This window comes from Testudinibacter crocodili (genome assembly GCF_006228025.1).
Lineage (GTDB): Bacteria > Pseudomonadota > Gammaproteobacteria > Enterobacterales > Pasteurellaceae > Chelonobacter.
In genome coordinates, this window is record NZ_VDHF01000057.1 from 12,572 (window position 1) to 34,614 (window position 22,043).

Annotated in this window: 24 protein-coding genes; 22 read left to right on the forward strand and 2 right to left on the reverse strand. The window is 45.5% G+C overall.

The features are described 5' to 3' along the window. Position 1: 1 nt before the first annotated feature. From FHQ23_RS06315 to FHQ23_RS06410, 20 genes are all read left to right on the forward strand, one after another. The gene (locus tag FHQ23_RS06315) at positions 2 to 1,252 is read left to right on the forward strand and encodes an NADH:ubiquinone reductase (Na(+)-transporting) subunit B (RefSeq protein ID WP_139613560.1); all 1,251 of its coding nucleotides are present in this window, start codon (positions 2 to 4) and stop codon (positions 1,250 to 1,252) included. Further along, a complete protein-coding gene (locus tag FHQ23_RS06320) occupies positions 1,245 to 2,015 on the forward strand; it encodes a Na(+)-translocating NADH-quinone reductase subunit C (RefSeq protein ID WP_139613561.1) in 771 nt (256 codons plus the stop codon). Before FHQ23_RS06315 ends, FHQ23_RS06320 begins: the two co-directional genes overlap by 8 nt. Then, on the forward strand, positions 2,008 to 2,637 hold the full coding sequence (locus tag FHQ23_RS06325) for an NADH:ubiquinone reductase (Na(+)-transporting) subunit D (RefSeq protein ID WP_139613562.1): 630 nt from the start codon (positions 2,008 to 2,010) through the stop codon (positions 2,635 to 2,637). Before FHQ23_RS06320 ends, FHQ23_RS06325 begins: the two co-directional genes overlap by 8 nt. A 2-nt stretch (positions 2,638 to 2,639) precedes the next feature. Continuing rightward, on the forward strand, positions 2,640 to 3,236 hold the full coding sequence (nqrE, locus tag FHQ23_RS06330) for an NADH:ubiquinone reductase (Na(+)-transporting) subunit E (RefSeq protein ID WP_132967754.1): 597 nt from the start codon (positions 2,640 to 2,642) through the stop codon (positions 3,234 to 3,236). A 15-nt stretch (positions 3,237 to 3,251) separates the two neighbouring features. Next, complete coding sequence (nqrF, locus tag FHQ23_RS06335; RefSeq protein WP_139613563.1) at positions 3,252 to 4,475, forward strand: NADH:ubiquinone reductase (Na(+)-transporting) subunit F; 1,224 nt, start codon at positions 3,252 to 3,254, stop codon at positions 4,473 to 4,475. A gap of 21 nt (positions 4,476 to 4,496) precedes the next feature. Beyond that, positions 4,497 to 5,552 (forward strand): FAD:protein FMN transferase, encoded by a 1,056-nt coding sequence (locus FHQ23_RS06340; protein WP_139613564.1) that lies wholly within the window; start codon positions 4,497 to 4,499, stop codon positions 5,550 to 5,552. Positions 5,553 to 5,572: 20 nt separating this feature from the next. Continuing rightward, a complete protein-coding gene (nqrM, locus tag FHQ23_RS06345) occupies positions 5,573 to 5,800 on the forward strand; it encodes a (Na+)-NQR maturation NqrM (RefSeq protein WP_139613565.1) in 228 nt (75 codons plus the stop codon). A gap of 84 nt (positions 5,801 to 5,884) precedes the next feature. Then, on the forward strand, positions 5,885 to 7,075 hold the full coding sequence (gene mnmA / locus FHQ23_RS06350; protein WP_139613566.1) for a tRNA 2-thiouridine(34) synthase MnmA: 1,191 nt from the start codon (positions 5,885 to 5,887) through the stop codon (positions 7,073 to 7,075). Beyond that, complete coding sequence (locus tag FHQ23_RS06355) at positions 7,075 to 7,530, forward strand: GNAT family N-acetyltransferase (protein ID WP_139613567.1); 456 nt, start codon at positions 7,075 to 7,077, stop codon at positions 7,528 to 7,530. The genes mnmA and FHQ23_RS06355 overlap by 1 nt, the downstream gene beginning before the upstream one ends. Positions 7,531 to 7,544: 14 nt before the next feature. Beyond that, positions 7,545 to 8,081: a phosphoribosyltransferase gene (locus FHQ23_RS06360; RefSeq protein ID WP_139613568.1), complete on the forward strand. Its 537-nt coding sequence runs from the start codon at positions 7,545 to 7,547 to the stop codon at positions 8,079 to 8,081. Between the two features lie 159 nt (positions 8,082 to 8,240). Beyond that, entirely contained in the window at positions 8,241 to 8,864 is a 624-nt protein-coding gene (gene hflD, locus FHQ23_RS06365; RefSeq protein ID WP_139613569.1) for a high frequency lysogenization protein HflD, read from the forward strand. Between the two features lie 24 nt (positions 8,865 to 8,888). Next, positions 8,889 to 10,256, forward strand: a complete 1,368-nt coding sequence (purB, locus tag FHQ23_RS06370) for an adenylosuccinate lyase (protein WP_139613570.1) — start codon at positions 8,889 to 8,891, stop codon at positions 10,254 to 10,256. A gap of 144 nt (positions 10,257 to 10,400) precedes the next feature. Further along, positions 10,401 to 10,928, forward strand: coding sequence for an inorganic diphosphatase (gene ppa, locus FHQ23_RS06375; protein WP_132967762.1), 528 nt, complete (start codon positions 10,401 to 10,403; stop codon positions 10,926 to 10,928). 86 nt (positions 10,929 to 11,014) lie between these two features. Continuing rightward, complete coding sequence (locus tag FHQ23_RS06380; RefSeq protein WP_139613571.1) at positions 11,015 to 11,791, forward strand: M48 family metallopeptidase; 777 nt, start codon at positions 11,015 to 11,017, stop codon at positions 11,789 to 11,791. A 24-nt stretch (positions 11,792 to 11,815) separates the two neighbouring features. Next, positions 11,816 to 12,601 carry a M48 family metallopeptidase gene (locus FHQ23_RS06385; RefSeq protein ID WP_139613572.1) on the forward strand — a complete coding sequence of 262 codons (786 nt, stop codon included), beginning with the start codon at positions 11,816 to 11,818 and terminating at the stop codon, positions 12,599 to 12,601. A 126-nt stretch (positions 12,602 to 12,727) separates the two neighbouring features. Then, positions 12,728 to 13,468 carry an ATP-binding cassette domain-containing protein gene (locus tag FHQ23_RS06390; protein ID WP_267963643.1) on the forward strand — a complete coding sequence of 247 codons (741 nt, stop codon included), beginning with the start codon at positions 12,728 to 12,730 and terminating at the stop codon, positions 13,466 to 13,468. After that, positions 13,465 to 14,994: an ABC transporter permease/substrate-binding protein gene (locus FHQ23_RS06395; protein ID WP_139613573.1), complete on the forward strand. Its 1,530-nt coding sequence runs from the start codon at positions 13,465 to 13,467 to the stop codon at positions 14,992 to 14,994. Before FHQ23_RS06390 ends, FHQ23_RS06395 begins: the two co-directional genes overlap by 4 nt. 187 nt (positions 14,995 to 15,181) lie before the next feature. Beyond that, complete coding sequence (gene exbB / locus FHQ23_RS06400; protein WP_139610183.1) at positions 15,182 to 15,634, forward strand: TonB-system energizer ExbB; 453 nt, start codon at positions 15,182 to 15,184, stop codon at positions 15,632 to 15,634. A 17-nt stretch (positions 15,635 to 15,651) separates the two neighbouring features. After that, entirely contained in the window at positions 15,652 to 16,041 is a 390-nt protein-coding gene (gene exbD, locus FHQ23_RS06405) for a TonB system transport protein ExbD (RefSeq protein ID WP_139610182.1), read from the forward strand. Further along, complete coding sequence (locus tag FHQ23_RS06410) at positions 16,038 to 16,796, forward strand: energy transducer TonB (RefSeq protein WP_139613574.1); 759 nt, start codon at positions 16,038 to 16,040, stop codon at positions 16,794 to 16,796. Before exbD ends, FHQ23_RS06410 begins: the two co-directional genes overlap by 4 nt. Before the next feature lie 79 nt (positions 16,797 to 16,875). Here FHQ23_RS06410 and lexA read toward each other — a convergent pair whose 3' ends face one another. Next, entirely contained in the window at positions 16,876 to 17,517 is a 642-nt protein-coding gene (gene lexA, locus FHQ23_RS06415; RefSeq protein ID WP_139613575.1) for a transcriptional repressor LexA, read from the reverse strand. A gap of 262 nt (positions 17,518 to 17,779) precedes the next feature. On the opposite strand from lexA, the gene plsB reads away from it, so the two are divergent. After that, positions 17,780 to 20,209 carry a glycerol-3-phosphate 1-O-acyltransferase PlsB gene (gene plsB / locus FHQ23_RS06420; protein ID WP_139613576.1) on the forward strand — a complete coding sequence of 810 codons (2,430 nt, stop codon included), beginning with the start codon at positions 17,780 to 17,782 and terminating at the stop codon, positions 20,207 to 20,209. Between the two features lie 35 nt (positions 20,210 to 20,244). Here plsB and FHQ23_RS06425 read toward each other — a convergent pair whose 3' ends face one another. Further along, positions 20,245 to 21,102, reverse strand: a complete 858-nt coding sequence (locus FHQ23_RS06425; protein WP_139613577.1) for a LysR family transcriptional regulator — start codon at positions 21,100 to 21,102, stop codon at positions 20,245 to 20,247. A 203-nt stretch (positions 21,103 to 21,305) separates the two neighbouring features. On the opposite strand from FHQ23_RS06425, the gene FHQ23_RS06430 reads away from it, so the two are divergent. Beyond that, positions 21,306 to 21,773: a hypothetical protein gene (locus FHQ23_RS06430; RefSeq protein WP_139613578.1), complete on the forward strand. Its 468-nt coding sequence runs from the start codon at positions 21,306 to 21,308 to the stop codon at positions 21,771 to 21,773. The last annotated feature ends 270 nt before the right edge of the window (positions 21,774 to 22,043 follow it).

Here is a 22,043-nt window from a genome sequence, read left to right on the forward strand (position 1 = left end):
AATGGGTTTAAAACATTTTTTAGAGAAAATCGAACCTGCGTTTTTGCCGGGCGGAAAATATGAAAAATGGTATGCGTTGTATGAAGCCACCGCTACATTTTTATATACGCCGGGTACGGTGACACACAAGTCTTCGCACGTTCGTGATGCGATCGACTCGAAACGCATGATGGTATTGGTTTGGTTAGCACTGTTTCCTGCCATGTTCTATGGAATGTATAACGTCGGTGCGCAATCATTGTTGGCATTAGGCAGCTTGGCATCACCAGACGTTTTTGCGCAAAATGTCGCACAAAATATTGCCAATGACTGGCATTTTGCACTGGCTGATATGCTTGGCATATTGTCGCAAAGTGCGGGTGTGCTGGCGAAAATTGTGTTGGGTGCCATTTTCTTTTTACCAATCTATGCAGTTATTTTTGCGGTGGGCGGTTTCTGGGAAGTGGTATTTGCGACAATTCGCCGCCATGAGATTAATGAAGGGTTCTTTGTCACCTCAATTTTATTAGCACTTATTGTTCCACCAACGCTACCGTTATGGCAAGCCGCCTTGGCAGCTACATTCGGGGTTGTTGTTGCCAAAGAAGTGTTTGGCGGTGTGGGTAAAAACTTTATGAACCCTGCATTAGCGGGACGTGCATTCCTGTTTTTTGCTTATCCGGGACAAATCTCCGGCGATGCAGTTTGGGTCGCAGCAGACGGTTTTTCTGGCGCAACCGCACTTTCACAGTGGGCAAACGGTGGAGAAGCGGGACTGAAACATGTGGTTACCGGTCAGCCGATTCAATGGATGGACGCATTTTTAGGTAATATTCCGGGCTCTATCGGTGAAGTCTCTACCTTGGCACTGTTAATCGGTGCTGCAATTATCGTGTTTGCCCGCATTGCGTCTTGGCGGATTATTGCCGGCGTAATGATTGGGATGATCGCGATTTCGACGCTGTTTAATCTGATCGGTTCCGAGACTAACCCATTATTTGCGATGCCTTGGCATTGGCATTTAGTGTTGGGTGGCTTTGCGTTAGGGATGCTGTTTATGGCAACCGATCCGGTGTCAGCCTCTTTCACCAATAAAGGCAAATGGTGGTACGGTATTTTAATCGGAGCAATGTGCGTCTTGATCCGTGTAGTTAATCCGGCTTACCCGGAAGGGATGATGTTAGCGATTCTATTTGCTAATTTGTTTGCGCCGTTATTTGACTACTTGGTCGTTCAGGCAAATATCAAACGTAGGAGAGCTCGCAATGTTTAAAAAAGACAGTTTTGCAGGCACAATTCTGGTGATCCTTTTGATCAGCTTGGTCTGCTCTATTATTGTTGCTGGCTCGGCAGTGAGCTTAAAACCGGCACAAGAGAAGCAAAAATTACTGGATAAACAAAAAAATATCCTGAGCGTGGCCGGTTTGTTGAAGCCGGGCATCAATATTAATGAAGTCTATGCAAAAAATATTGAGCCGCGTCTGGTCGATCTAAATAGCGGTGAATATGCACCGGAACAAGCAGGATTTGATGCAGCTGCTGCGGTTAAAAATCCGCAAGCCAGCATTGCGCTACCTGCCAAAGATGACTTGGCCAAAATTCGTCGCCGTGCCAATTTGGCGGAGGTTTATCTTGTCAAAAATGATCAGGGACATGTGGACAAAATCGTGTTACCGATTTATGGCTCTGGGCTGTGGTCAGTGATGTACGGTTTTGTGGCGGTACAACCTGACGGCAATACGATTGACGGTATCACCTATTATCAACACGGTGAAACGCCGGGCTTGGGCGGTGAAATTGAAAATCCGGGCTGGCAAGCCCAATTCCCAGGTAAGAAAATTTATGATGCCCAGGGACAAGAAGCGTTATTTGTTGCCAAAGGCGGTTCGGCCAATAAAGAACACGGAATCGATGCGTTATCTGGTGCTACGCTAACAGCGAACGGCGTCGACGCTAGTTTCAAATTCTGGTTTGGTAAAAACGGTTTCGGTCCGTTCTTGGAAAAATTAAGAACAGGAGTATTAAACAATGGCTGAGTTAAAAGGTAGAAAGGGCTTATTGTTATCCCCTATCTTGGATAACAACCCGATTGCATTGCAAATCCTCGGGATCTGTTCTGCGTTGGCGGTGACAACCAAGTTGGAAACCGCAGTGGTGATGGCGATTGCGGTAATATTCGTTACTGCGTTTTCCAGTTTCTTTATTTCTTGCATTCGCAACTTTATTCCAAACAGCGTGCGGATTATCGTGCAAATGGCGATTATTGCCTCTTTGGTTATCTTAGTTGACCAAATTTTGCGGGCTTACGCTTATGATATTTCCAAGCAGCTCTCGGTATTCGTCGGTTTGATTATCACCAACTGTATCGTTATGGGACGTGCAGAAGCGTTTGCGATGAAGGAAGGCCCGGTAGACAGTTTTATTGACGGAATCGGTAATGGCTTAGGCTATGGTGCGATTTTAATCGTGGTAGCATTTCTGCGTGAACTGATTGGATCCGGAAAATTGTTCGGTGTGACCATTATGGAAACCGTGAACAACGGTGGCTGGTATCAACCGAATGGCCTATTCTTGTTAGCGCCAAGTGCATTCTTTATTATCGGTTTCGTTATCTGGTTATTAAGAACCTACAAACCGGAACAAGTGGAGAGTAAATAAGCATGGAACACTATATCAGTCTTTTTGTGCGTTCGATTTTTATCGAAAATATGGCACTGGCTTTCTTCCTTGGCATGTGTACTTTCCTGGCGGTATCGAAAAAGGTATCGACAGCCTTTGGTTTGGGCATTGCGGTTATCGTGGTATTGGGCATTGCGGTACCGGCCAATAACGTGGTGTATAACCTGATCTTAAAAGACGGTGCTTTGGTTGAAGGTGTTGACCTCAGTTTCCTTAACTTTATTACCTTTATTGGTGTGATTGCGGCCTTGGTACAAATTCTGGAAATGATTTTAGATAAATATTTCCCGGCATTGTATAACGCCTTAGGGATTTTCCTGCCGTTGATCACTGTAAACTGTGCGATTTTCGGTGGCGTGTCCTTCATGGTACAACGTGATTATAATTTTGCTGAATCCGTGGTTTACGGTATCGGAGCGGGCACTGGTTGGATGTTGGCCATCGTTGCCTTAGCCGGGTTGACCGAAAAAATGAAATATTCCGATGTGCCAAAAGGTTTACGTGGCTTGGGAATAACATTTATCACGGTAGGCTTGATGGCGCTTGGCTTTATGTCATTCTCCGGCATTCAGTTGTAAAGAGAGGAATAGCAGATGGAAATCATTTTAGGTATCGCAATGTTTACCGTGATCGTGCTGGTATTGGTGGTGTTAATTCTATTCGCCAAATCCAAGCTGGTCAATTCCGGTGACATTACTATCGGCATCAATGAAGATCCGAGCAAAGCGATTAAATTGCCTGCGGGCGGCAAGTTGTTAGGCGCATTGGCGAGCGAAGGTATTTTCTTGTCTTCTGCTTGCGGCGGCGGCGGTTCTTGCGGTCAATGTAAGGTAAAAGTATTACATGGCGGCGGTGATATTTTGCCAACCGAACTTTCCCATATCAGCAAAAAAGAAGCCAAAGAAGGCTGGCGTTTGGGGTGTCAGGTTAACGTCAAAACCGACATGGAAGTGGAAGTCGAGCCGGAAATTTTCGGCGTGAAAAAATGGGAATGTACCGTTATTTCTAATGACAACAAAGCGACCTTTATCAAAGAGTTAAAATTGGCAATTCCGGAAGGCGAAGAAGTGCCGTTCCGTGCTGGTGGTTATATTCAGATTGAAGCGGATCCGCATACCGTCAAATACAGCGACTTTGATGTGCCGCAAGAGTATCGTGAAGATTGGGATAAATTCAATTTATTCCGCTATGTTTCTAAAGTGGATGAGCCGATCACACGTGCTTACTCAATGGCATCCTATCCAGAAGAGAAAGGGATCATCATGTTGAACGTGCGGATCGCAACGCCGCCACCGAAACAGCCTGATGCACCGCCGGGACAAATGTCGTCTTATATCTGGTCATTGAAAGCGGGTGATAAAGTAACCATCTCTGGACCGTTCGGTGAATTCTTTGCCAAAGATACTGACGCCGAAATGGTGTTTGTCGGTGGTGGTGCCGGTATGGCGCCGATGCGTTCACATATCTTTGATCAATTAAAACGCTTGAAATCCAAACGTAAAATGACCTATTGGTACGGCGCTCGCTCCAAACGTGAGATGTTTTATGTGGAAGATTTTGACGGTTTGCAAGCGGAAAATGACAACTTCAAATGGCATGTGGCCTTGTCTGATCCGTTACCGGAAGATAATTGGGACGGCTACACCGGCTTTATCCACAACGTATTGTATGAAAACTATCTGAAAAATCATGAAGCACCGGAAGATTGTGAATACTATATGTGTGGACCGCCGATGATGAATGCCGCCGTAATCGGCATGTTGAAAAACTTGGGCGTTGAAGATGAGAACATCCTCTTAGACGACTTTGGCGGTTGATAACCATTTTGGAATGAAAAAATGTTATTAAAACAAGTAAGTTATTGGCTGGCCCGTATCGGGCTAGCCTTTTTTATTAGCGTCAGTGTGATTGCTTGTGGTGATAAAAGCACAGAAGTGGTTTTTGGTGGCAAAACCATGGGCACCACTTATAATGTCAAATATTTGGCGGACAGTAAATTGGATTTACCGTCACCGGGTGAGGTACAAAAGGCGCTAGACCGCACTTTGCAAGAAGTGAATCGGCAAATGTCGACCTACCAAAAAGAGTCGGAAATTTCACGCTTCAATCAATTACAACAAGTGGATACACCGTTTGCAATTGCGCCGGAATTTGGTAAGGTGGTTGAAGAAGCGATTCGCTTAAACCAAATGACCGAGGGCGCCTTGGATATCACGGTCGGACCATTGGTTAATTTGTGGGGATTCGGACCGGAAAACCGCCCGGATAAAGCACCGACAGAGCAAGAGATTCAAGATCGCCGTGCCTGGGTTGGGATTGAGAAGCTGCATTTGGATAAACAAGACGGGCAATATCAACTGCGTAAAAGCGTACCAAACTTATATATTGATCTGTCTGCGATTGCCAAGGGCTTCGGTGTCGACCAATTGGCTGATTATTTAGATTCGCTGCATATCCAGCAATATATGGTCGAAATTGGTGGTGAAGTGCGGGCTAAGGGCTTGAACAAAGAGGGGAAAGCCTGGCAAATCGCTATTGAAAAACCGGAGTTTGACGGTTCAAGAGCGGTACAGCAAATTATCGGGTTACAAAATATGGCGATGGCGACTTCGGGTGATTATCGCAACTATTTCGAACAGGACGGGGTGCGCTTCTCCCATGAGATCGATCCCAAAACCGGTAAGCCGATCGGTCATAATTTGGTTTCAATCACAGTTTTGTCTCCTTCTTGTATGACCGCTGACGGCTTGGCAACCGGACTTTTCGTACTCGGTGCTGATAAAGCACTAGAGATTGCCGAAAAAAATAATTTGGCGGTTTACCTGATTATCAAGACAAATAATGGCTTTGAGATTAGAATGTCATCAGCGTTCAAACCGATGTTGGCGCAATAATAGTAGGAGAAAGAGAGAGAATGAAACTATTTTTGATTACCTTTGGCTTTTTCGTCTTGGTTATTTTGGCGATGTCGATTGGTTATTGGGTTAAGCGCAAATCGATTCACGGCAGTTGTGGCGGTATCGCCAGCTTAGGCTTGGACAAAGTGTGTGATTGTCCGGAACCTTGTGACAATCGCAAAGCCAAAATGGCCGCTGAAGCCGCCAGACAGCAAAAGCTGCAACAGCAGGAACGCATTATCTAATGTCGCCGTATCGAAGGTCAGTGATTGCTGCCCGATTTTCGGTAATCCTAAACTATTCTTTTATGTCAAACAATTGGATTTTCAATGAGCTTAATCTCAGCAACTTTTGAGAAATTAAACCCGCTTAGCGATGCGCAAAAAACGCTTAACGCTGGTAAAAAAGTGATTGTCGGTATGTCCGGCGGCGTTGACTCTTCCGTTTCTGCCTATATTCTGCAGCAGCAAGGCTACCAAGTTGAAGGGCTGTTTATGAAAAACTGGGAAGAGGACGACGACAGTGATTATTGCACCGCCGCAACCGATTTAGCCGATGCGCAAGCCGTTTGCGATAAACTGGGTATTCAACTGCACAAAATCAATTTTGCCGCCGAATATTGGGATAATGTATTTGAGCATTTCTTAACTGAATATAAGGCAGGGCGCACGCCTAATCCGGATATTTTGTGCAATAAAGAGATTAAATTCAAAGCCTTTCTGGAGTATGCCGCCGAAGATCTAGGGGCGGATTATATTGCCACCGGCCACTATGTGCGCCGTTCGGTGCTTGACGAAAACAGGCAAAGTGCGGTTGGTGCTAAGGTGCAACTGCTGCGTGGTTTGGATAACAACAAGGATCAGAGCTATTTTTTGTATACCCTGAGCCATCAACAAGTGGCGCAAAGTCTGTTTCCGGTCGGAGAATTGGAAAAGCCGCTGGTGCGCCAAATTGCCGAAGAGCTGGGGCTGATCACCGCCAAGAAAAAAGATTCGACCGGAATTTGTTTTATCGGTGAACGTAAATTTAAAGACTTTTTGGCACGCTATCTGCCGGCACAGCCGGGAGAAATCCGAACCCTTGAAGGCGACGTGATCGGACGGCATGACGGCTTGATGTATCATACCCTCGGACAGCGTAAGGGCTTGCGGATTGGCGGAGTGAAAGGCAAAGACGAAAATGCGTGGTATGTGGTCGAGAAAGACCTGGTTAACAATGCGCTAATCGTGGCGCAAGGCTTGGATAATTCCGCATTATTGTCCAGCGGTCTTCTTGCACAACAATTGCATTGGGTCAGTCGTGAACCGATTCGCCAAGTGTTGCGTTGTACAGTCAAAACCCGTTATCGCCAAGAGGATATTGGCTGTGAAATTCTGCCGCTTGATGATGAGAGGATAGAAGTGCGGTTCGACCAGCCGCAAATTGCGGTGACACCGGGGCAATCGGCGGTGTTTTATCAGGGTGAAGTTTGCCTCGGTGGCGGCATTATCGAAAGTGCGGTCAAAAGTGCCATTAAGTAGTGAGTGATAAGCGAATGACTACCGCACTTTCAGTGTTCACCATCCGCCCAATGCAAGCCGATGATTATGCGCAAGTTGCCGAACTGTGGCGCAACACCCCCGGTATGGGTATGAGCGCAGTGGATGATAACGAACAAGCGATTGCCGCGTTTCTTGCTTTCAATCCTGAACTGAATTTTGTCGCTGTACAAGCTGAGCAACTGCTCGGTGTGATTATGTGCGGCTACGATGGGCGCCGTGCTACGATTTACCATATGGCAGTGGCACAAAACGTTCAGGGTAAAGGCATCGGCACCGCACTTTTACAGCATCTTGAACAACAATTGGCACAACAGCAGATCAGCAAAGCCCGCTTGTTAGTCTTCGCTGACAACCAAAGCGGCAATGCCTTTTGGGCAAAACAGGGCTGGGCCTGGCAAACCGCATTGAATTATTATTCGAAAGATGTCAGCTAGACAGAGGAAACAGAATGATGACAACTATTGGTGATGTGGTATTGAGTGAAAGTGCGATACAACAGGGCGTGGCAACAGTGGCGGCCTTACTAAATGCACAATATCAGCATTCACAAAATCAAAGTGCGGTGGTGATCACCGTCGTGCCCGGTGGGATTTTATTTACTGCCGATTTGGTTCGCAAATTCACGTTCGAAATCGAAATGGACTACATCTCCTGCCCACACACCCCGGGTGACCGCCAAAATCAATCCGTAATTGTGTACCACCAGAATATTGAGATCACAAACCGTGATGTGATTTTAATCGACGATGCCATTGAATCCGGCGGCACGATGAAGCGTTTAGTCGCACACCTGCAAACCTTCGCCCCAAAATCCCTTGCGATTGCCACCTTGTTTGTTAAACCGGGACGGGTGGATATTCCAGTGAAACAATATTACGCCTACGAAATGCAAAACGACGATTTACTGGTCGGCTACGGCTTGCCTTGGCAACATAAATGGCGTAATTTACCGTTTGTGGCGGGGCTGGTAAATAATCAGGAATGAAAACCAACGAGCACTTAATTTAAAACATTGAGTGATGAACAGATCGAAGTAGCTACCAGATCTGGTTTGATTTTCAACCGTTAAACAAACCCTAGAGCCCGTTGCAAATTTAATGTAAACTTAATCCAATTTAAACAGCAGGACTCTATCGAAATAACTATGGCAGACTATCATGATCTCACCCTTGCCCTAGCCGGTGTTTGTCAGGCGGCGAAGTTGGTGCGGCAATTTTCGGAGCAGGGCAGTGCCGATCAAGCGGCGTTTGCGGTGTCACTGAAATCATTAATCAACACCTCACCAAAATCCACGTTGGACGTTTACGGCGATGATCCGCACAATTTAACCCTGGGACTGAGCACCTTGCTGGAGCAGGTTTCCGGTGCCAAGGGTGAGATGGACATTAACGTCGGGCGCTATTGGATGAGTTTGATCGCATTGGAAGCTAAGCTGGAAAAGAACCCACAAAGCAAGCAGCTATTGGGCAGCCGCATTCAAGGCTTGGACCGCCAGCTACAACATTTTGAGCTGCTTGATGACCAGATGATCGCCAGCATCGCTGCGATTTATGTCGATGTGATCAGTCCGCTAGGGGCGAAGATTCAAGTGAAAGGTTCGCCGGTGTATTTGCAGCAAACGGCGATTCAAAATCGGGTGCGTGCCACTTTGCTGTGCGGCATTCGTTCAGCGGTGTTGTGGCGGCAGTTGGGCGGTTCGCGCCTGAAATTGTTGTTCAGCCGTAACAAATATTACCAACATGCACAACAGATTTATTCTTCTCTTTAATTTCATCACACGGAGTTTTCTTTAATGGAACTTAATGCTTTAACCGCACTTTCGCCGATTGACGGTCGTTATCAAGACAAAGCCGCCAGTTTACGTTCAATATTCAGTGAGTTTGGGTTGCTGAAATTTAGGGTGGAGGTCGAAGTCCGTTGGTTGCAAAAATTAGCGGCAACCGCTGAAATCGCTGAAGTTGCTGTTCTTTCACCACAGGCGAACGATTATTTGAATCAGATCGTGGCGGATTTTTCCCTCGCCGATGCGCAACGGATTAAAGACATTGAACGCACGACCAACCATGATGTGAAAGCGGTGGAATATTTCTTAAAAGAGAAATCCGAAGCCCTGCCGGAATTGGCGACGGTGAGCGAGTTTATCCATTTCGCTTGTACCTCGGAGGATATCAACAACTTATCGCATGCCTTGATGCTGAAAACCGCACGTGACGAGGTGGTTTTGCCAGCGTGGCAGAAGCTGATCAGTGAAATCAAAGATTTGGCAGAACAGTTTAAAACCATCCCGTTGTTGTCGCGCACCCACGGGCAACCGGCTTCTCCGTCCACTGTTGGCAAAGAAATGGCGAATGTGGTGTATCGTTTGCAGCGTCAGGTGAAACAGCTGCAACAAGTGGAAATCTTAGGCAAAATCAATGGTGCGGTCGGCAACTATAATGCCCATTTGTCGGCGTATCCAGATATCGATTGGCATGTGTTCAGCCAAGAATTTGTCGAAAGTTTGGGGATCACTTGGAATCCATATACCACGCAAATCGAACCGCATGATTATATCGCCGAGCTGTTTGACAACATTGCGCGTTTTAACACTATTATTATTGATTTTGACCGTGATATGTGGGGTTATATCGCCCTGAATCACTTCAAACAGCGCACGATTGCCGGCGAAATCGGCTCGTCAACGATGCCACACAAAGTCAATCCGATTGATTTTGAGAATTCGGAAGGCAATTTAGGTTTAGCGAACGCGGTGATGGCGCATTTGGGCGCGAAACTGCCGATTTCTCGCTGGCAGCGTGATCTCACCGATTCGACTGTGTTGCGTAATCTTGGGGTTGGCCTGGGCTATAGCTTGATCGCTTATGCCGCCAGCAGCAAAGGCATCAGCAAGTTAGAAGTCAACGAAGCCCATTTGCGTGCCGAACTGGATCAAAACTGGGAAGTGCTGGCCGAGCCGATCCAAACGGTAATGCGCCGTTACGGTATTGAAAAACCGTACGAGAAATTGAAAGAGCTGACCCGTGGCAAACGCGTGGACGCAGCGGCCATGCAGGCGTTTATTGATGGCTTGTCTATTCCTGCAGCAGAAAAAGAGCGCTTAAAACAACTGACGCCGGCGAATTATATTGGTGCAGCGGTTGAGTTGGTAGAAAAATTGTAGATTCAGTTGTAAAGTGCGGTCTGTGCTACCGCACTTTGCTTGTTTGCTGCGACTTCTCGTCGTTGATCTTCTCGACAAAAGCAAAAGATTAAGGCTATAATTCAGCAAGTTTATTGACATTCACAAATTGAAAAGGAATATAACATGGGTTTAGAAAAAGTCCCTGCCGGTAAAGAACTGCCAGATGATATTTATGTGGTGATTGAAATCCCTGCCAATGCAGATCCAATTAAATATGAAGTAGATAAAGACTCCGGTGCGGTGTTCGTCGATCGTTTCATGGCGACTGCCATGTTCTATCCTGCCAACTACGGCTACATCAACAATACCCTGTCGTTAGACGGTGATCCGGTTGATGTGCTGGTGCCAACCCCTTATCCATTACTTCCTGGCTCGGTGATCCGTTGCCGTCCGGTCGGCGTGTTGAAAATGACTGACGAAGCCGGCTCAGATGCTAAATTGATCGCGGTACCACACAGCAAGCTTAGCAAAGAGTATGATCACATCAAAGACATTAACGATGTACCTGCATTGCTAAAAGCACAGATTCAACATTTCTTTGAAAACTACAAAGCACTGGAAGCCGGAAAATGGGTGAAAGTGGACGGCTGGGAAGGTGTTGAAGCAGCGCGTGAAGAGATTAAAACCTCGTTTGAGCGTGCCAAGAAATAACATCGTTTCATGCAATATGAATGAGTTAATTTTATACCGCGCTTTGTAAAAAGTGCGGTATTTTTTTAATCAATGAGGAGCTAATGATGAAAAAGCAATTCAAAGCAATGACCTTGGCGTTGATGTTATCTGTTGGCTTGGCAGGTTGTGCTGACACGCAAACTATTAATCAGCAAGCGGCTAGCAGTTATACTCAAACGATTAATGAAATGAAACGGCAGGGGGTGATTGATACGACCTCAGCGACCTCAAAACGGATCCAAAAAGTATTCCAGAGAATCAAGCCATATGCGGAAAAAGCCAATGACACCGGTGTGCCGTTTCAATGGCAGATTACGGTGATGAAAAACAATGAATTGAACGCATGGGCGATGCCGGGCGGAAAAATGATGTTTTATACCGGCTTGGTCGATCGTTTGAAATTAAATGATAACGAAATTGCGGTGGTGATGGGGCATGAAATGGCGCACGCATTGAAAGAACACGGCAAGCAAAAAGTGAATTTTAATATGGCGACCGGCCTTTTGGGCAGCATTGGCAATGTAGCGCTATCTGCCGCCACCGGTTATGATTTCAGTACGGTTGTTGGTTTGACGCAAGAGTACGGCTTGAATAAACCATTTTCACGCAGCAATGAAACCGAAGCGGATGAGATCGGTTTATTGCTGATGGCGGAAGCCGGTTATGATCCTGAAGCGTCGATCAGCCTGTGGCAGAAAATGAGTGCCGCCAGTGGTGGTTCTGGTGGCGCATTGGAAGGTTTGATCTCCACTCACCCAACCGATTCAGCGCGTGAAGCTAATTTGCGTAAGCTGATGCCGGATGCGCTGGAATTATATAAAAAATCAAATAAAGCCGGTTGATAAGTTAATGGAACGGTATAAATCATGAGAGACGCCCGTTTTTGGGTGGTGGTTGCGCTATTATTTTCGCTGCTGGGCTGTACCAGCAGCGAAAATCTGAATCAGCGTTCTGCCAAAAGTTATCAGCGCATGGTCAATCAAATGGAAATGTTCGGGGTGGTGGAACACAACTCTGAAGCCGCACTGCGAGTACAGCGAGTTTTTGCTCGTTTGCACCCGATTGCGGAGAAAAGCAATCAGAGTGGTAGTGCTTTCGATTGGCAGATAGTCGTATTGCGCAATCCGAAAGAGGCCGGGGCATGGACAATGCCTGGTGGAAAAATGGTCATTTATACCGGGTTGCTTGAAGTTCTAAAATTAAGTGATGATGAATTGGCGCTGATTTTGGCACATGAGATGGCGCATGTCGTCAAAGAGCATGGCAAACATCAGGTAAACATTAGTCGAGCCAGTTATGCACTTGGTTTGTTTGGATCAGTAGCTGCCTCTAGTTTAGTCAATTATGCAGGTAGTGCAGTGGTTTTGGCACCGGAATATGCGGTGAATAAACCTTATTCGCGCAGCAGCGAGCTGGAAGCCGATCGATTGGGGCTGCTGATCATGGCGGAAGGCGGCTATAATCCAAATGCTGCCAAGCGATTGTGGGCAAAGATGTATGAATTTTCCGGCGACAATAATGGCTTTCTCCGCCAATTAGCCTCGACACACCCAGCTTATGCTGAACGGGAAGCCAACTTGGCTGAAGTATTGCCGCAAGCATTGGAAATTTACCAGCGCAGCCAACGGGCAGCAACTAGCCAGCCCAATTAAATTCAAACTTAACCGCACTTTCATATTGTCATTGATCACTTTGCGACATGGGCTAAGTGAGAGAGTAATCTTTATAGTTCAACGTATGATTTTGACGTTGAAATCCTAGCACCGAAAACGGAGATCATGATGATCGAGCTACAAGATGTCAGTAAACATTACGCAGATAAAATAGCAGTACGGAATGTCAGCATGAAGATCCACTGCGGTGAGTTTTTTGTGTTAGTGGGGGAAAGCGGCAGTGGCAAAACAACATTATTGAAAATGCTGAATGGATTGATCGACAAAGATGGTGGTGAAATTATTATTGCCGGTAAAAATAGTCGTGAGTATAACAAGCGTCGACTGCGCTTGGAAATGGGCTATGTTTTGCAGCAAATTGCGCTATTTCCCAATATGACGGTAGCGGAGAATATTGCCCTGATCCCAGCATTGAAAGGTTGGGATAAAAAGCGAATCACCGCACGCACGCATGAGTTATTGGAAAAAGTACAGCTGCCGCTCGACTATCTTACGCGTAAACCTGCTGAATTATCCGGCGGCGAACAGCAACGAATTGGCATTTTGCGTGCCGTTATTGCCGAACCGAAAATTATTTTGATGGATGAACCATTCAGCGCCTTAGACCCGATTTCTCGTTTGGAATTGCAGAATTTGATTTTGCAAATTCACCGTGAATTTGCTCCGACTATCGTTTTTGTTACTCACTATGTAGAAGAAGCCTTGAAATTAGGCGACCGAATCGGCGTAATGAAAGACGGTATTTTACAGCAGCTTGCTGCGCCGCAAACTATTTTGCAAAAACCGGCAAATGACTATGTACAGCGTTTTTTTCAACCGGTTGAAGCCGTAGGCAGGACAGAATGAGCGATTTTCTAACCACATTGCTAAGCCGTCAGCAAGAATGGCTACAAGCGATTTTAGTCCATTTGCAGTTATCATTATTGTCGGTGCTGCTAGCAGTATTAATTGCATTGCCGTTGGCGGTGCTGTTAGAGAAATATCAACGTGCAGCCAATTGGTCATTGCAATTAAGCGGTATCTTGCAAACGATTCCGTCTTTAGCGCTGCTGGGATTGCTCATCCCATTGGTCGGTATCGGTAAACTGCCGACCATTATCGCACTGGTCGCATATGCGATTTTCCCGATTCTGAACAGCACCTATACCGGATTACGCGAAATTCCGTCCTCGCTGGAAGAGGCTGCCGAAGCTTTTGGCATGACCTCCTTTGAAAAATTGAAAAAATATCGTTTAGCTCTGGCATTGCCGATGATTATTGCCGGCATCCGCACTTCCACCGTGATGGTGATTGGTACTGCAACATTGGCTGCGTTGATCGGTGCCGGCGGCTTAGGCAGCTTCATTTTATTAGGTATTGACCGCAATAATAGTGCACTGATCTTAATCGGTGCATTTTCTTCCGCCTTGTTGGCAATGTTGGCGCACTATGCCATTAGTTATTTAGCTCGGCTGCGACTGCAACCCATCGGAATTATTTTTGTGACCGCACTTTTGCTGGTGCTTGGTAGTTTGACGGTCGGCAGTACGTTTTTTAAGAGTAAGCAGCATGATAATACGCTGATCATTGCCGGAAAATTGGGGAGTGAGCCGGATATTTTAATCAATCTGTATCAACAATTGATCGAAGCCAATTCCGATATAAAAGTGGTGCTGAAACCTAATTTCGGTAAAACTGTTTTTTTATATAACGCTTTGAAGCGTGGCGATATTGATATCTACCCTGAATTTAGTGGCACGATTGTGACGACCTTGTTGCCGAATTCAGGCTTTGCTGAAACGGAGCCAAATGCAGTATATCAATATGCTAAAACACAGATTCAGCAGCAAGATAATTTAGTATATTTGTTGCCGATGCAGTTTCAGAATACCTATGCGGTGGTAGTGAAAAATGAATACGCTCAGCAGCATGGGCTGGCAACGATCTCTGATTTGCGCAAGGTTGAGCAAAGTGCGGTTGCCGGTTTTACCCTTGAGTTTAATGATCGTGAAGACGGTAACCAAGGCTTGAAATCTCGTTATGGGCTGAATTTAACGGTCAAAACGATGGAACCGGCGTTGCGTTATCAAAGCCTATTGAATAATGAAACACAAATTGCCGATGCGTATTCGACCGATAGTGAAATAAAACAGCACCATTTGACGTTGTTACGTGATGACAGGCAGTTGTTTCCAGCCTATCAGGCAGCACCATTGTTACGTGCGGAAACATTAGCTAAATATCCGAAGTTAATGGTTATTTTGAATCAATTAGCCGATAAAATCAGCGAACAGCAGATGATAGAGATGAATTATGCGGTTAAGGTTGAAAACCGATCGGCAAAAGCAGTCGCACGTCAATATTTATTAGCACAAGGATTATTACAAGAATAAGCTCGATATGAAACATCAATCTGTTTGCGCTGACTTTTCGCCTCATTGATCCAAAATTCTGATTTACGCCAGTGGATAAATTAGATACAATAATGAAAGTAATTCTCACTTACAAGAATACAAAGTGTTACCGCACTTTGTATTTTTTATTCTTTATTTTATCGATATTTGGCTAGGCAGGTTGTAAATGAATCATTTATTTGAATTTTTAGAGCAGTATACCGATTATATCATCTTGGGAACGCTGGCATTGATGAGTTTTATCATGTTATGGATGGTAATCGAACGCATCATTTTTTTTAGTCAGGTCAAGGTGGAACAATATGACACGATTCATGAGCTGGAGATTGATTTGACCCGCAATTTGACCACAATTTCAACCATTGGGTCAAACGCACCTTATGTTGGGTTGTTGGGAACGGTGATCGGGATTTTGTTAACATTTTATACCATGGGGCAATCTGGTGGAGATATTGATGCGGCATCGATTATGGTCAACCTCTCCTTGGCACTGAAAGCAACCGCTGTCGGGATCCTGGTGGCGATTCCGTCAATGGTGTTTTATAACGGTTTGAATCGAAAAGTAGATGTCAATAAATTGAAATGGTTTGCCTTTAACGAAAAACAGCAGCAGGTTTAATTGCAAGGGGAAGTGTGGTGAAGAAATTTGATGAAATCAATATTATCCCTTTTTTGGATATTATGCTGGTGCTGTTGGCGATTGTATTGGTGACGGCATCGTTTATTTCACAAGGCAAAATTCAGGTGAATGTGCCGAAAGCCAGTAGTAGCGTGACCATGAAAGCCGATGATTTGGCAAAATTGCTGACAGTGACCGAAACTGGCGAGCTGTACTATAACGATAAGCCGATCAATAAAGAAGCGCTGGCTGACGAAGTGGCGAAATGGGACAAAGCTCAGAAAGTTACGCTTAAAGTTGATGCTGCGACGCCTTTTCAGGAGTTTGTTGATATTACTGATGTGTTTTCCAAAAACGATATTAAGAATGTGGCGATTGTCACGTTAAAGCCACAGGGTAATCAGTGATGCAAAAACGCCGTTCTCTAATTGGGTTTGTAGTCTCTTTGGTTTTTCATCTGGCGATTGCGTTGTTGTTATTGCTGGTGGTCGTTCGTTCGCTGGCGGATGAAAGTGCAAATGGACAGGTGAGTAATGAGATCAGTACTACCATCTCGATGGAAATGATGATGGCAATGGTAGAAGCCGAACCAGAACCTGAACCGGAGCCGATTAAAGAAGAGGTGCCGGAGCCGAAAGAAGAAATTCCAGATCCAACGGTTAAACCTGAGCCGCCGAAAGAGGAAAAGCCTAAGGAACCGGAAAAACCAAAAGAGAAGCCTAAACCAAAAGAGAAACCAAAGGAAAAACCGAAGAAAAAAGAGCCTAAGCCGTTAGATGTTGCGCGTGGACCGAAAACTGTCGAGTCGCCTAATAATATTGCTTCTAAGGCAAGCGGGCCACAAAGCACGACTCAGCAGAATGTGGCTGGTGCCGGTGGCAAGGAGATTGATGCCTATCTTGCTAAGTTACGTCGTGAAATTGAACGCAATAAAAACTATCCGCAGCGGGCAAGAATGATGCGTAAACAAGGTCGGGTGATGGTGGCATTTACCTTAAGTGAGAATGGAAAGCCACAAAACCCGAAAGTGATCAAGTCTTCTGGCAATGCGGATTTGGATAAAGCCGCCTTGAAAGCGGTGCAGAATGCCAGAGCAGTTGGGCCGCGCCCAGCGGGTGTTATTTCCACACCGTCAGTTCCGGTGAGCTTTACCCTAGACTAACCGCACTTTAACAGTAAAACGGCGCCAATATATAATAATGGCGCCGTTTTTTAATGTGCTAAGTAATAACTGAACAATGTTACATCCAAGCATTATTGCGAATAATACCGACCGCAATGCCTTCGATTTCCATCCGTTCGGTTTTTAGATCGACCACAATCGGTTTAAACTCTTCATTTTCAGCGTGCAGATATACAGTCGAACCTTTTCTTTCTAACCGTTTCACCGTGACTTCATCTTCAATTCTGGCAACCACAACCTGCCCGTTGCGCACATCTTGGGTGCGGTGTACCGCCAGCATATCGCCATCTAAAATACCAATATCTTTCATCGACATACCATAGACTTTTAGTAAAAAATGCGCTTGTGGTTTAAACATTGACGCATCAACTTTATAGCTGCCTTCGATATGCTGCTGTGCCATAATGGGCGCCCCGGCAGCAACCCGCCCGATCAGCGGCAAGCCTTCTTCCTCTTCTTCAACCGCACTTTGCTCTTCGTTGAGCAATAAACGAATGCCGCGCGAGGTGCCGGATAAAATTTCGATCACGCCTTTGCGTGCTAAAGCTTTCAAATGCTCTTCCGCTGCATTGGGGGAGCGAAAGCCTAGCTCTTTGGCAATTTCCACCCGAGTGGGCGGCATACCGGTGGATTCTAAATGAGAGCGAACAAAATCATAGACCTTTTGTTGGCGTGGTGTGAGTGCTTTTAGTGGTTTCATAGTCAGCCCCTGTTTTTTTATACAGCTTACCTGTTATTATATACAGTATTTGCTAATGTGCAATCACTAAATCGGTAAGAAATGGTGTCTGATACGACGATTGCTCGACTCACAGACCAAGATGGAAATAGGCGATTACTGGAAATTATGTTAAAGTTTACAATTTAGCGGAATAGCTAGCGGAACAGCAAATAGGCTGAAGCATCAACAGACCCTAGTGTCGAATAATTAATTAACTCGTTAAATTTGGATAACAATAAGAATGTCAATTTTTCTGAATATTTATCGTAAGATTTTGAATTTTATGCTGTCGTTATCAGTGAAATCTAACCCTATCCCAAGTGATCCGATTGGGGAGCTGGAGTTGGACAAGCAAAAGTGCTTTTTATATTTATTGCCTTACACTTCACAGACCGATTTACTGATTTTGCGCAAAAATTGCTTGCAGTTGGGACTGCCGGATCCGTTATTGAATAACAAAATTAACGGTGACCAGCTGCCGCGTTTTGTCTTTTTGGACAGAGGGCGCCGTTTTTTTAAATCACAGCAACTGACTGAGAATACTCGTACGCTGTTTTCCAAATATTTTGAATTGCACCGCAGCCATCCTGAGTTGGATGTGCAGTTGGTGCCGGTGTCTGTGCTGTGGGGACGTTCGCCAGGGCGTGAAAAGAAATTACCGCACTTGCGTTTTTTAGGTCGTTTGCAGAAATTGTGGGCGATGATTTGGTTTGGGCGTGATAATTTTGTACGCTTTTCCAAAGCGGTGTCGTTGCGCGACATGGCACATTTGCAGGGCAGTGACGATGAAATTGCGCTTAAATTGACCCGGGTCGCCAAAATTCACTTTGCTAAACAACGTACTTCCACAACCGGTCCACGCCTGCCGGATCGACAAGCCATGTTCCGCCAAATTTTGCAAGCTACCGCAGTGCAAGAGGCGATTGCCGATGAGGCGAAAAATAAAAAAATTGATCATGCTAAAGCGACTAAAAATGCTGAAGATATTTTGCACGAAATTGCCGCCGATGTAAGCCATGAGAGTCTGCGCTTAGCGGATCGTTTTTTAGGCTGGCTGTGGAATAAACTCTATCGTGGTATCGATGTCAAAAATGGTGACAGAGTGCGAAAATTGGCGATTGAAGGGCATGAAATCGTATATATTCCGTGCCACCGCAGCCATATTGACTATCTATTACTGTCGTATGTGTTATATCACCAAGGGCTGGTACCACCGCATATTGCTGCCGGAATTAATCTGAATTTTTGGCCGGTCGGCGGACGTTTCCGCAGCTGGGGGGCATTTTTTATCCGCCGTACTTTCAGTGGCAACCGTCTATATTCAACCGTGTTTCGTCAGTATTTATCCGAACTTTTTCATCGCGGTTATGCGGTCGAATTCTTTATTGAAGGTGGGCGTTCGCGCACCGGGCGCTTGCTGGCGCCGAAAACCGGGATGTTGTCGATGACCTTGCAAGCGCTGATGGAGGGGCAGACCCGACCGATCAGTTTGGTGCCGGTGTATGTCGGTTATGAGCATGTTTTGGAAGTCGATACCTACGCTAAGGAGCTGCGTGGTGCGGCGAAAGAGAAAGAAAACGCCGGTTTGGTGCTGCGAGTGATTAAAAAGCTACGCAATATGGGCAAAGGTTATGTCAACTTCGGCGAACCGATCACCTTGAATACTTATTTGAATCAGCACTATCCGCATTGGAAAGAGCTGAATGGTGAAGAGAGTAAAAGTTGGTTGAGTTCAGCAGTGGATCAAATTGCAGAGCAAGTGATGCGTAATATCAATAAAGCTGCGGCGATCAATGCCATGAATTTGATTGGTACGGTGTTGCTCTCTTCCCGCCAGCGCGCGTTGTCACGCGAGCAGTTGTTGGCGCAACTCAGTTGTTATCAGCAACTGTTGAATAATGTTAGCTACAGCCGTGATGTGATCGTGCCGCAAGAGTCGCCTGAAGCGATGCTTGAGCATGTATTGGGCTTGGATAAAGTCGGGATTATTTTGGAAAACGATAATTTCGGCGAAATTATCCGACTGGAGCGCTCTTCAGCAGTGTTGATGACTTATTATCGTAACAACATTCAACATCTGTTTGTGTTGCCGTCACTGATTGCTTCGATTGTGATCCACCATGAAGCGATTCAACAAAGTCTGTTATTGCAAGCGGTAGAGAAAATTTATCCGTTCTTGAAAGCAGAATTGTTCATGGATTTTGATCAAGATGCGATCAAACCATTCGTTGCAAAAATTGTAGCGGAGCTACAGCGCCAAGCGTTGCTCAATCAGCATGAAAATATGCTTAGCATCAATAAGCGCAATATTCGCTCCTTGCAACTGCTGGCGGCAGGCGTGCGTGAGGTGGTGCAACGCTACTATATTACACTGGATTTCCTGCAAGCTGATCCGCAAATTGCACGAGGCAGTTTGGAGAAAGAGAGCCAATCGGTGGCACAGCGTTTGTCGGTGCTGCACGGTATTAATGCGCCGGAATTTTTTGATAAGGCCGTGTTCTCTACCTTTATCGCCAGTTTGCGTGAAAACGGTTATTTCAGTGATAATGGTGGCGCAGACAGTGCCAAAATTGCGGAGTTGGCAAGAGTGCTGCGTCCGTTGCTATCGAGTGAAGTCTATCTGACGATCTCCAGTTCCGTTGAAAGTGCGGTGGAAAAAGAGAAAAATTGATCACTACTCAGGATTGAGGAGAATGAAGGCGGAGATTATTCCGCCTTTTTGTTATCCAGTTTTTCAGCTAAGAAATCGATAAAAGTGCGGATTTTGGCACTCAGATGCTCGCGGTTCATGTAGGCAGCATAGAGTTTTAGGCTTTTCACCTTTTCATCGGTCAGCACTCTGACTAAACGTCCTTGTTGTAATTCTGCCGAAATTGCCCATTGCGGCAAATTGACAACTCCCATACCGGCGCAGACTAACTCTTTTAACATCATGGTATTATTGCTGTCGGCGACACTGTTGAGCTCATATTCGGTGCTGGTGTAATTTGGGGTGACGGCAATGTGTTGATTTAGGTTTTCAAGGCTGATGGGGGCTGAGAGCGACTGAAAATATTGTGGTGAAGTGACCCAATAGAACTCGATGTTGCTTAACGGTTTCACAATAATATTCGGATCGATACTGCGATCAACGCGTAGTGCCAAATCAAAACCATGAGCGATCAAATCAGTACGTTGGTTGTCTAGATTGAGGGACAACCGTACTTCAGGGTATAAAGTGCGGTATTGTTGTAATAATTTTGCAAAATCGGGTGTTGCCAACCAAATTGGCAGCGTTATTTTCAAGGTGCCGCGCGGATTGACCACGCCCTGCTGAGCAGTTTGACGGGCGGAGTTGAGAATATCTAACGCATGGCAACATTCACGGTAGTAACTTTGTCCGATTTCGGTCAAACTCAAATGTCGGCTGGAACGATTGAGCAGCTTGGCTTGCAAACAATCTTCCAAGTGGCGTAAATGCTTGCTTGCCATTGCGGGAGAGATATTCAGAGACTCTGCCGCTTTGTTAAAACTGCCTAAATCGACGACTTGGCGAAAGACATTCATGCTGGTCAAGGTATCCATAAGTGGTATTCCCGATATAAAATAGTACAAAAGAGGGTAGCCTTTCAAAAGCATATAGTGGTTTTCATTGTGGAGCAATCGACAATTGGGCTGGCTGATAAAATTCTAGGGTCTGTTGATCTTTGTTTATATTTTAAACAACAACTCAAAATATAAACAAAGATCAACAGACCCTAATATTCGCAGTAAAAGAGGGGTAGATCATGAGCCGATTAGGGATTATTAAAAGTTCAATGCGTGGCGAGGGGTGTCGCAGCAATCAATTAATCGATGAATTTGTGCGCCAAAGCCTGCTGAAATGGCGGAATACGGAGGTACTGACATGGGATTTAAGCGGTATGACCGCACTTTCAGCCTCGTATGCGGCGATATGCCCGACGACAGATAAATTACAACAGGCAGATTATCTTGCTTTGGCATTATGCAGCGAAGATTACGCTTGTTTGCAACAGTGGCTGGAGCGCCTGCCATACAATCAAAATCTGGAAAAAATTCCACTGTTTATTTTTCTTGCCGCAGAGAGCCAAGCTACCAATCTTGCCGCAGCAGCATGGCTGACTGCACGCTTGCCAAGCGTAGGACTGACTGCGCCTGTTTATATTGCAGTTGATCACAGCAAACAAAGCCAACAGGCTGCATACCAACAAATTGCAGCACTAATGGCGTGTTAAGCGGACAATCCAAAGTAGAAGCCGATCAAACTGGTGATGCCTAATGAGACCCCAGATTAAGATTCACAAATTGCCGATAGAATCGGCGCAGCCAATTATTTCTTAACCTATTGTGGTATAGCCCAGCCTCATTTCCAGCTAATTCTGCGCTGTTAAAATTTTTTTCGATAGTAGGGTCTGTTGATCTTTGTTTATAATTTGAGCTATAGACTATTTTTCGCCACTCTTTTTGCAAATAAATAAGGCAAAAGTTGTGAGGTTTAGTGATTC

Excerpts from the sequence above, each read along its gene's own strand:
- nqrE (WP_132967754.1), top strand. The coding sequence starts at position 2,640 with ATGGAACACTATATCAGTCTTTTTGTGCGTTCGATTTTTATCGAAAAT.
- nqrF (WP_139613563.1), top strand. The coding sequence starts at position 3,252 with ATGGAAATCATTTTAGGTATCGCAATGTTTACCGTGATCGTGCTGGTA.
- FHQ23_RS06340 (WP_139613564.1), top strand. The coding sequence starts at position 4,497 with ATGTTATTAAAACAAGTAAGTTATTGGCTGGCCCGTATCGGGCTAGCC.
- hflD (WP_139613569.1), top strand. The coding sequence starts at position 8,241 with ATGGCAGACTATCATGATCTCACCCTTGCCCTAGCCGGTGTTTGTCAG.
- FHQ23_RS06385 (WP_139613572.1), top strand. The coding sequence starts at position 11,816 with ATGAGAGACGCCCGTTTTTGGGTGGTGGTTGCGCTATTATTTTCGCTG.
- plsB (WP_139613576.1), top strand. The coding sequence starts at position 17,780 with ATGTCAATTTTTCTGAATATTTATCGTAAGATTTTGAATTTTATGCTG.
- nqrM (WP_139613565.1), top strand. The coding sequence starts at position 5,573 with ATGAAACTATTTTTGATTACCTTTGGCTTTTTCGTCTTGGTTATTTTG.
- FHQ23_RS06390 (WP_267963643.1), top strand. The coding sequence starts at position 12,728 with ATGATGATCGAGCTACAAGATGTCAGTAAACATTACGCAGATAAAATA.
- FHQ23_RS06315 (WP_139613560.1), top strand. The coding sequence starts at position 2 with ATGGGTTTAAAACATTTTTTAGAGAAAATCGAACCTGCGTTTTTGCCG.
- FHQ23_RS06425 (WP_139613577.1), bottom strand. The coding sequence starts at position 21,102 with ATGGATACCTTGACCAGCATGAATGTCTTTCGCCAAGTCGTCGATTTA.
- lexA (WP_139613575.1), bottom strand. The coding sequence starts at position 17,517 with ATGAAACCACTAAAAGCACTCACACCACGCCAACAAAAGGTCTATGAT.
- FHQ23_RS06430 (WP_139613578.1), top strand. The coding sequence starts at position 21,306 with ATGAGCCGATTAGGGATTATTAAAAGTTCAATGCGTGGCGAGGGGTGT.
- FHQ23_RS06380 (WP_139613571.1), top strand. The coding sequence starts at position 11,015 with ATGAAAAAGCAATTCAAAGCAATGACCTTGGCGTTGATGTTATCTGTT.
- mnmA (WP_139613566.1), top strand. The coding sequence starts at position 5,885 with ATGAGCTTAATCTCAGCAACTTTTGAGAAATTAAACCCGCTTAGCGAT.
- FHQ23_RS06360 (WP_139613568.1), top strand. The coding sequence starts at position 7,545 with ATGATGACAACTATTGGTGATGTGGTATTGAGTGAAAGTGCGATACAA.
- FHQ23_RS06320 (WP_139613561.1), top strand. The coding sequence starts at position 1,245 with ATGTTTAAAAAAGACAGTTTTGCAGGCACAATTCTGGTGATCCTTTTG.
- ppa (WP_132967762.1), top strand. The coding sequence starts at position 10,401 with ATGGGTTTAGAAAAAGTCCCTGCCGGTAAAGAACTGCCAGATGATATT.
- purB (WP_139613570.1), top strand. The coding sequence starts at position 8,889 with ATGGAACTTAATGCTTTAACCGCACTTTCGCCGATTGACGGTCGTTAT.
- exbB (WP_139610183.1), top strand. The coding sequence starts at position 15,182 with ATGAATCATTTATTTGAATTTTTAGAGCAGTATACCGATTATATCATC.
- FHQ23_RS06325 (WP_139613562.1), top strand. The coding sequence starts at position 2,008 with ATGGCTGAGTTAAAAGGTAGAAAGGGCTTATTGTTATCCCCTATCTTG.
- FHQ23_RS06395 (WP_139613573.1), top strand. The coding sequence starts at position 13,465 with ATGAGCGATTTTCTAACCACATTGCTAAGCCGTCAGCAAGAATGGCTA.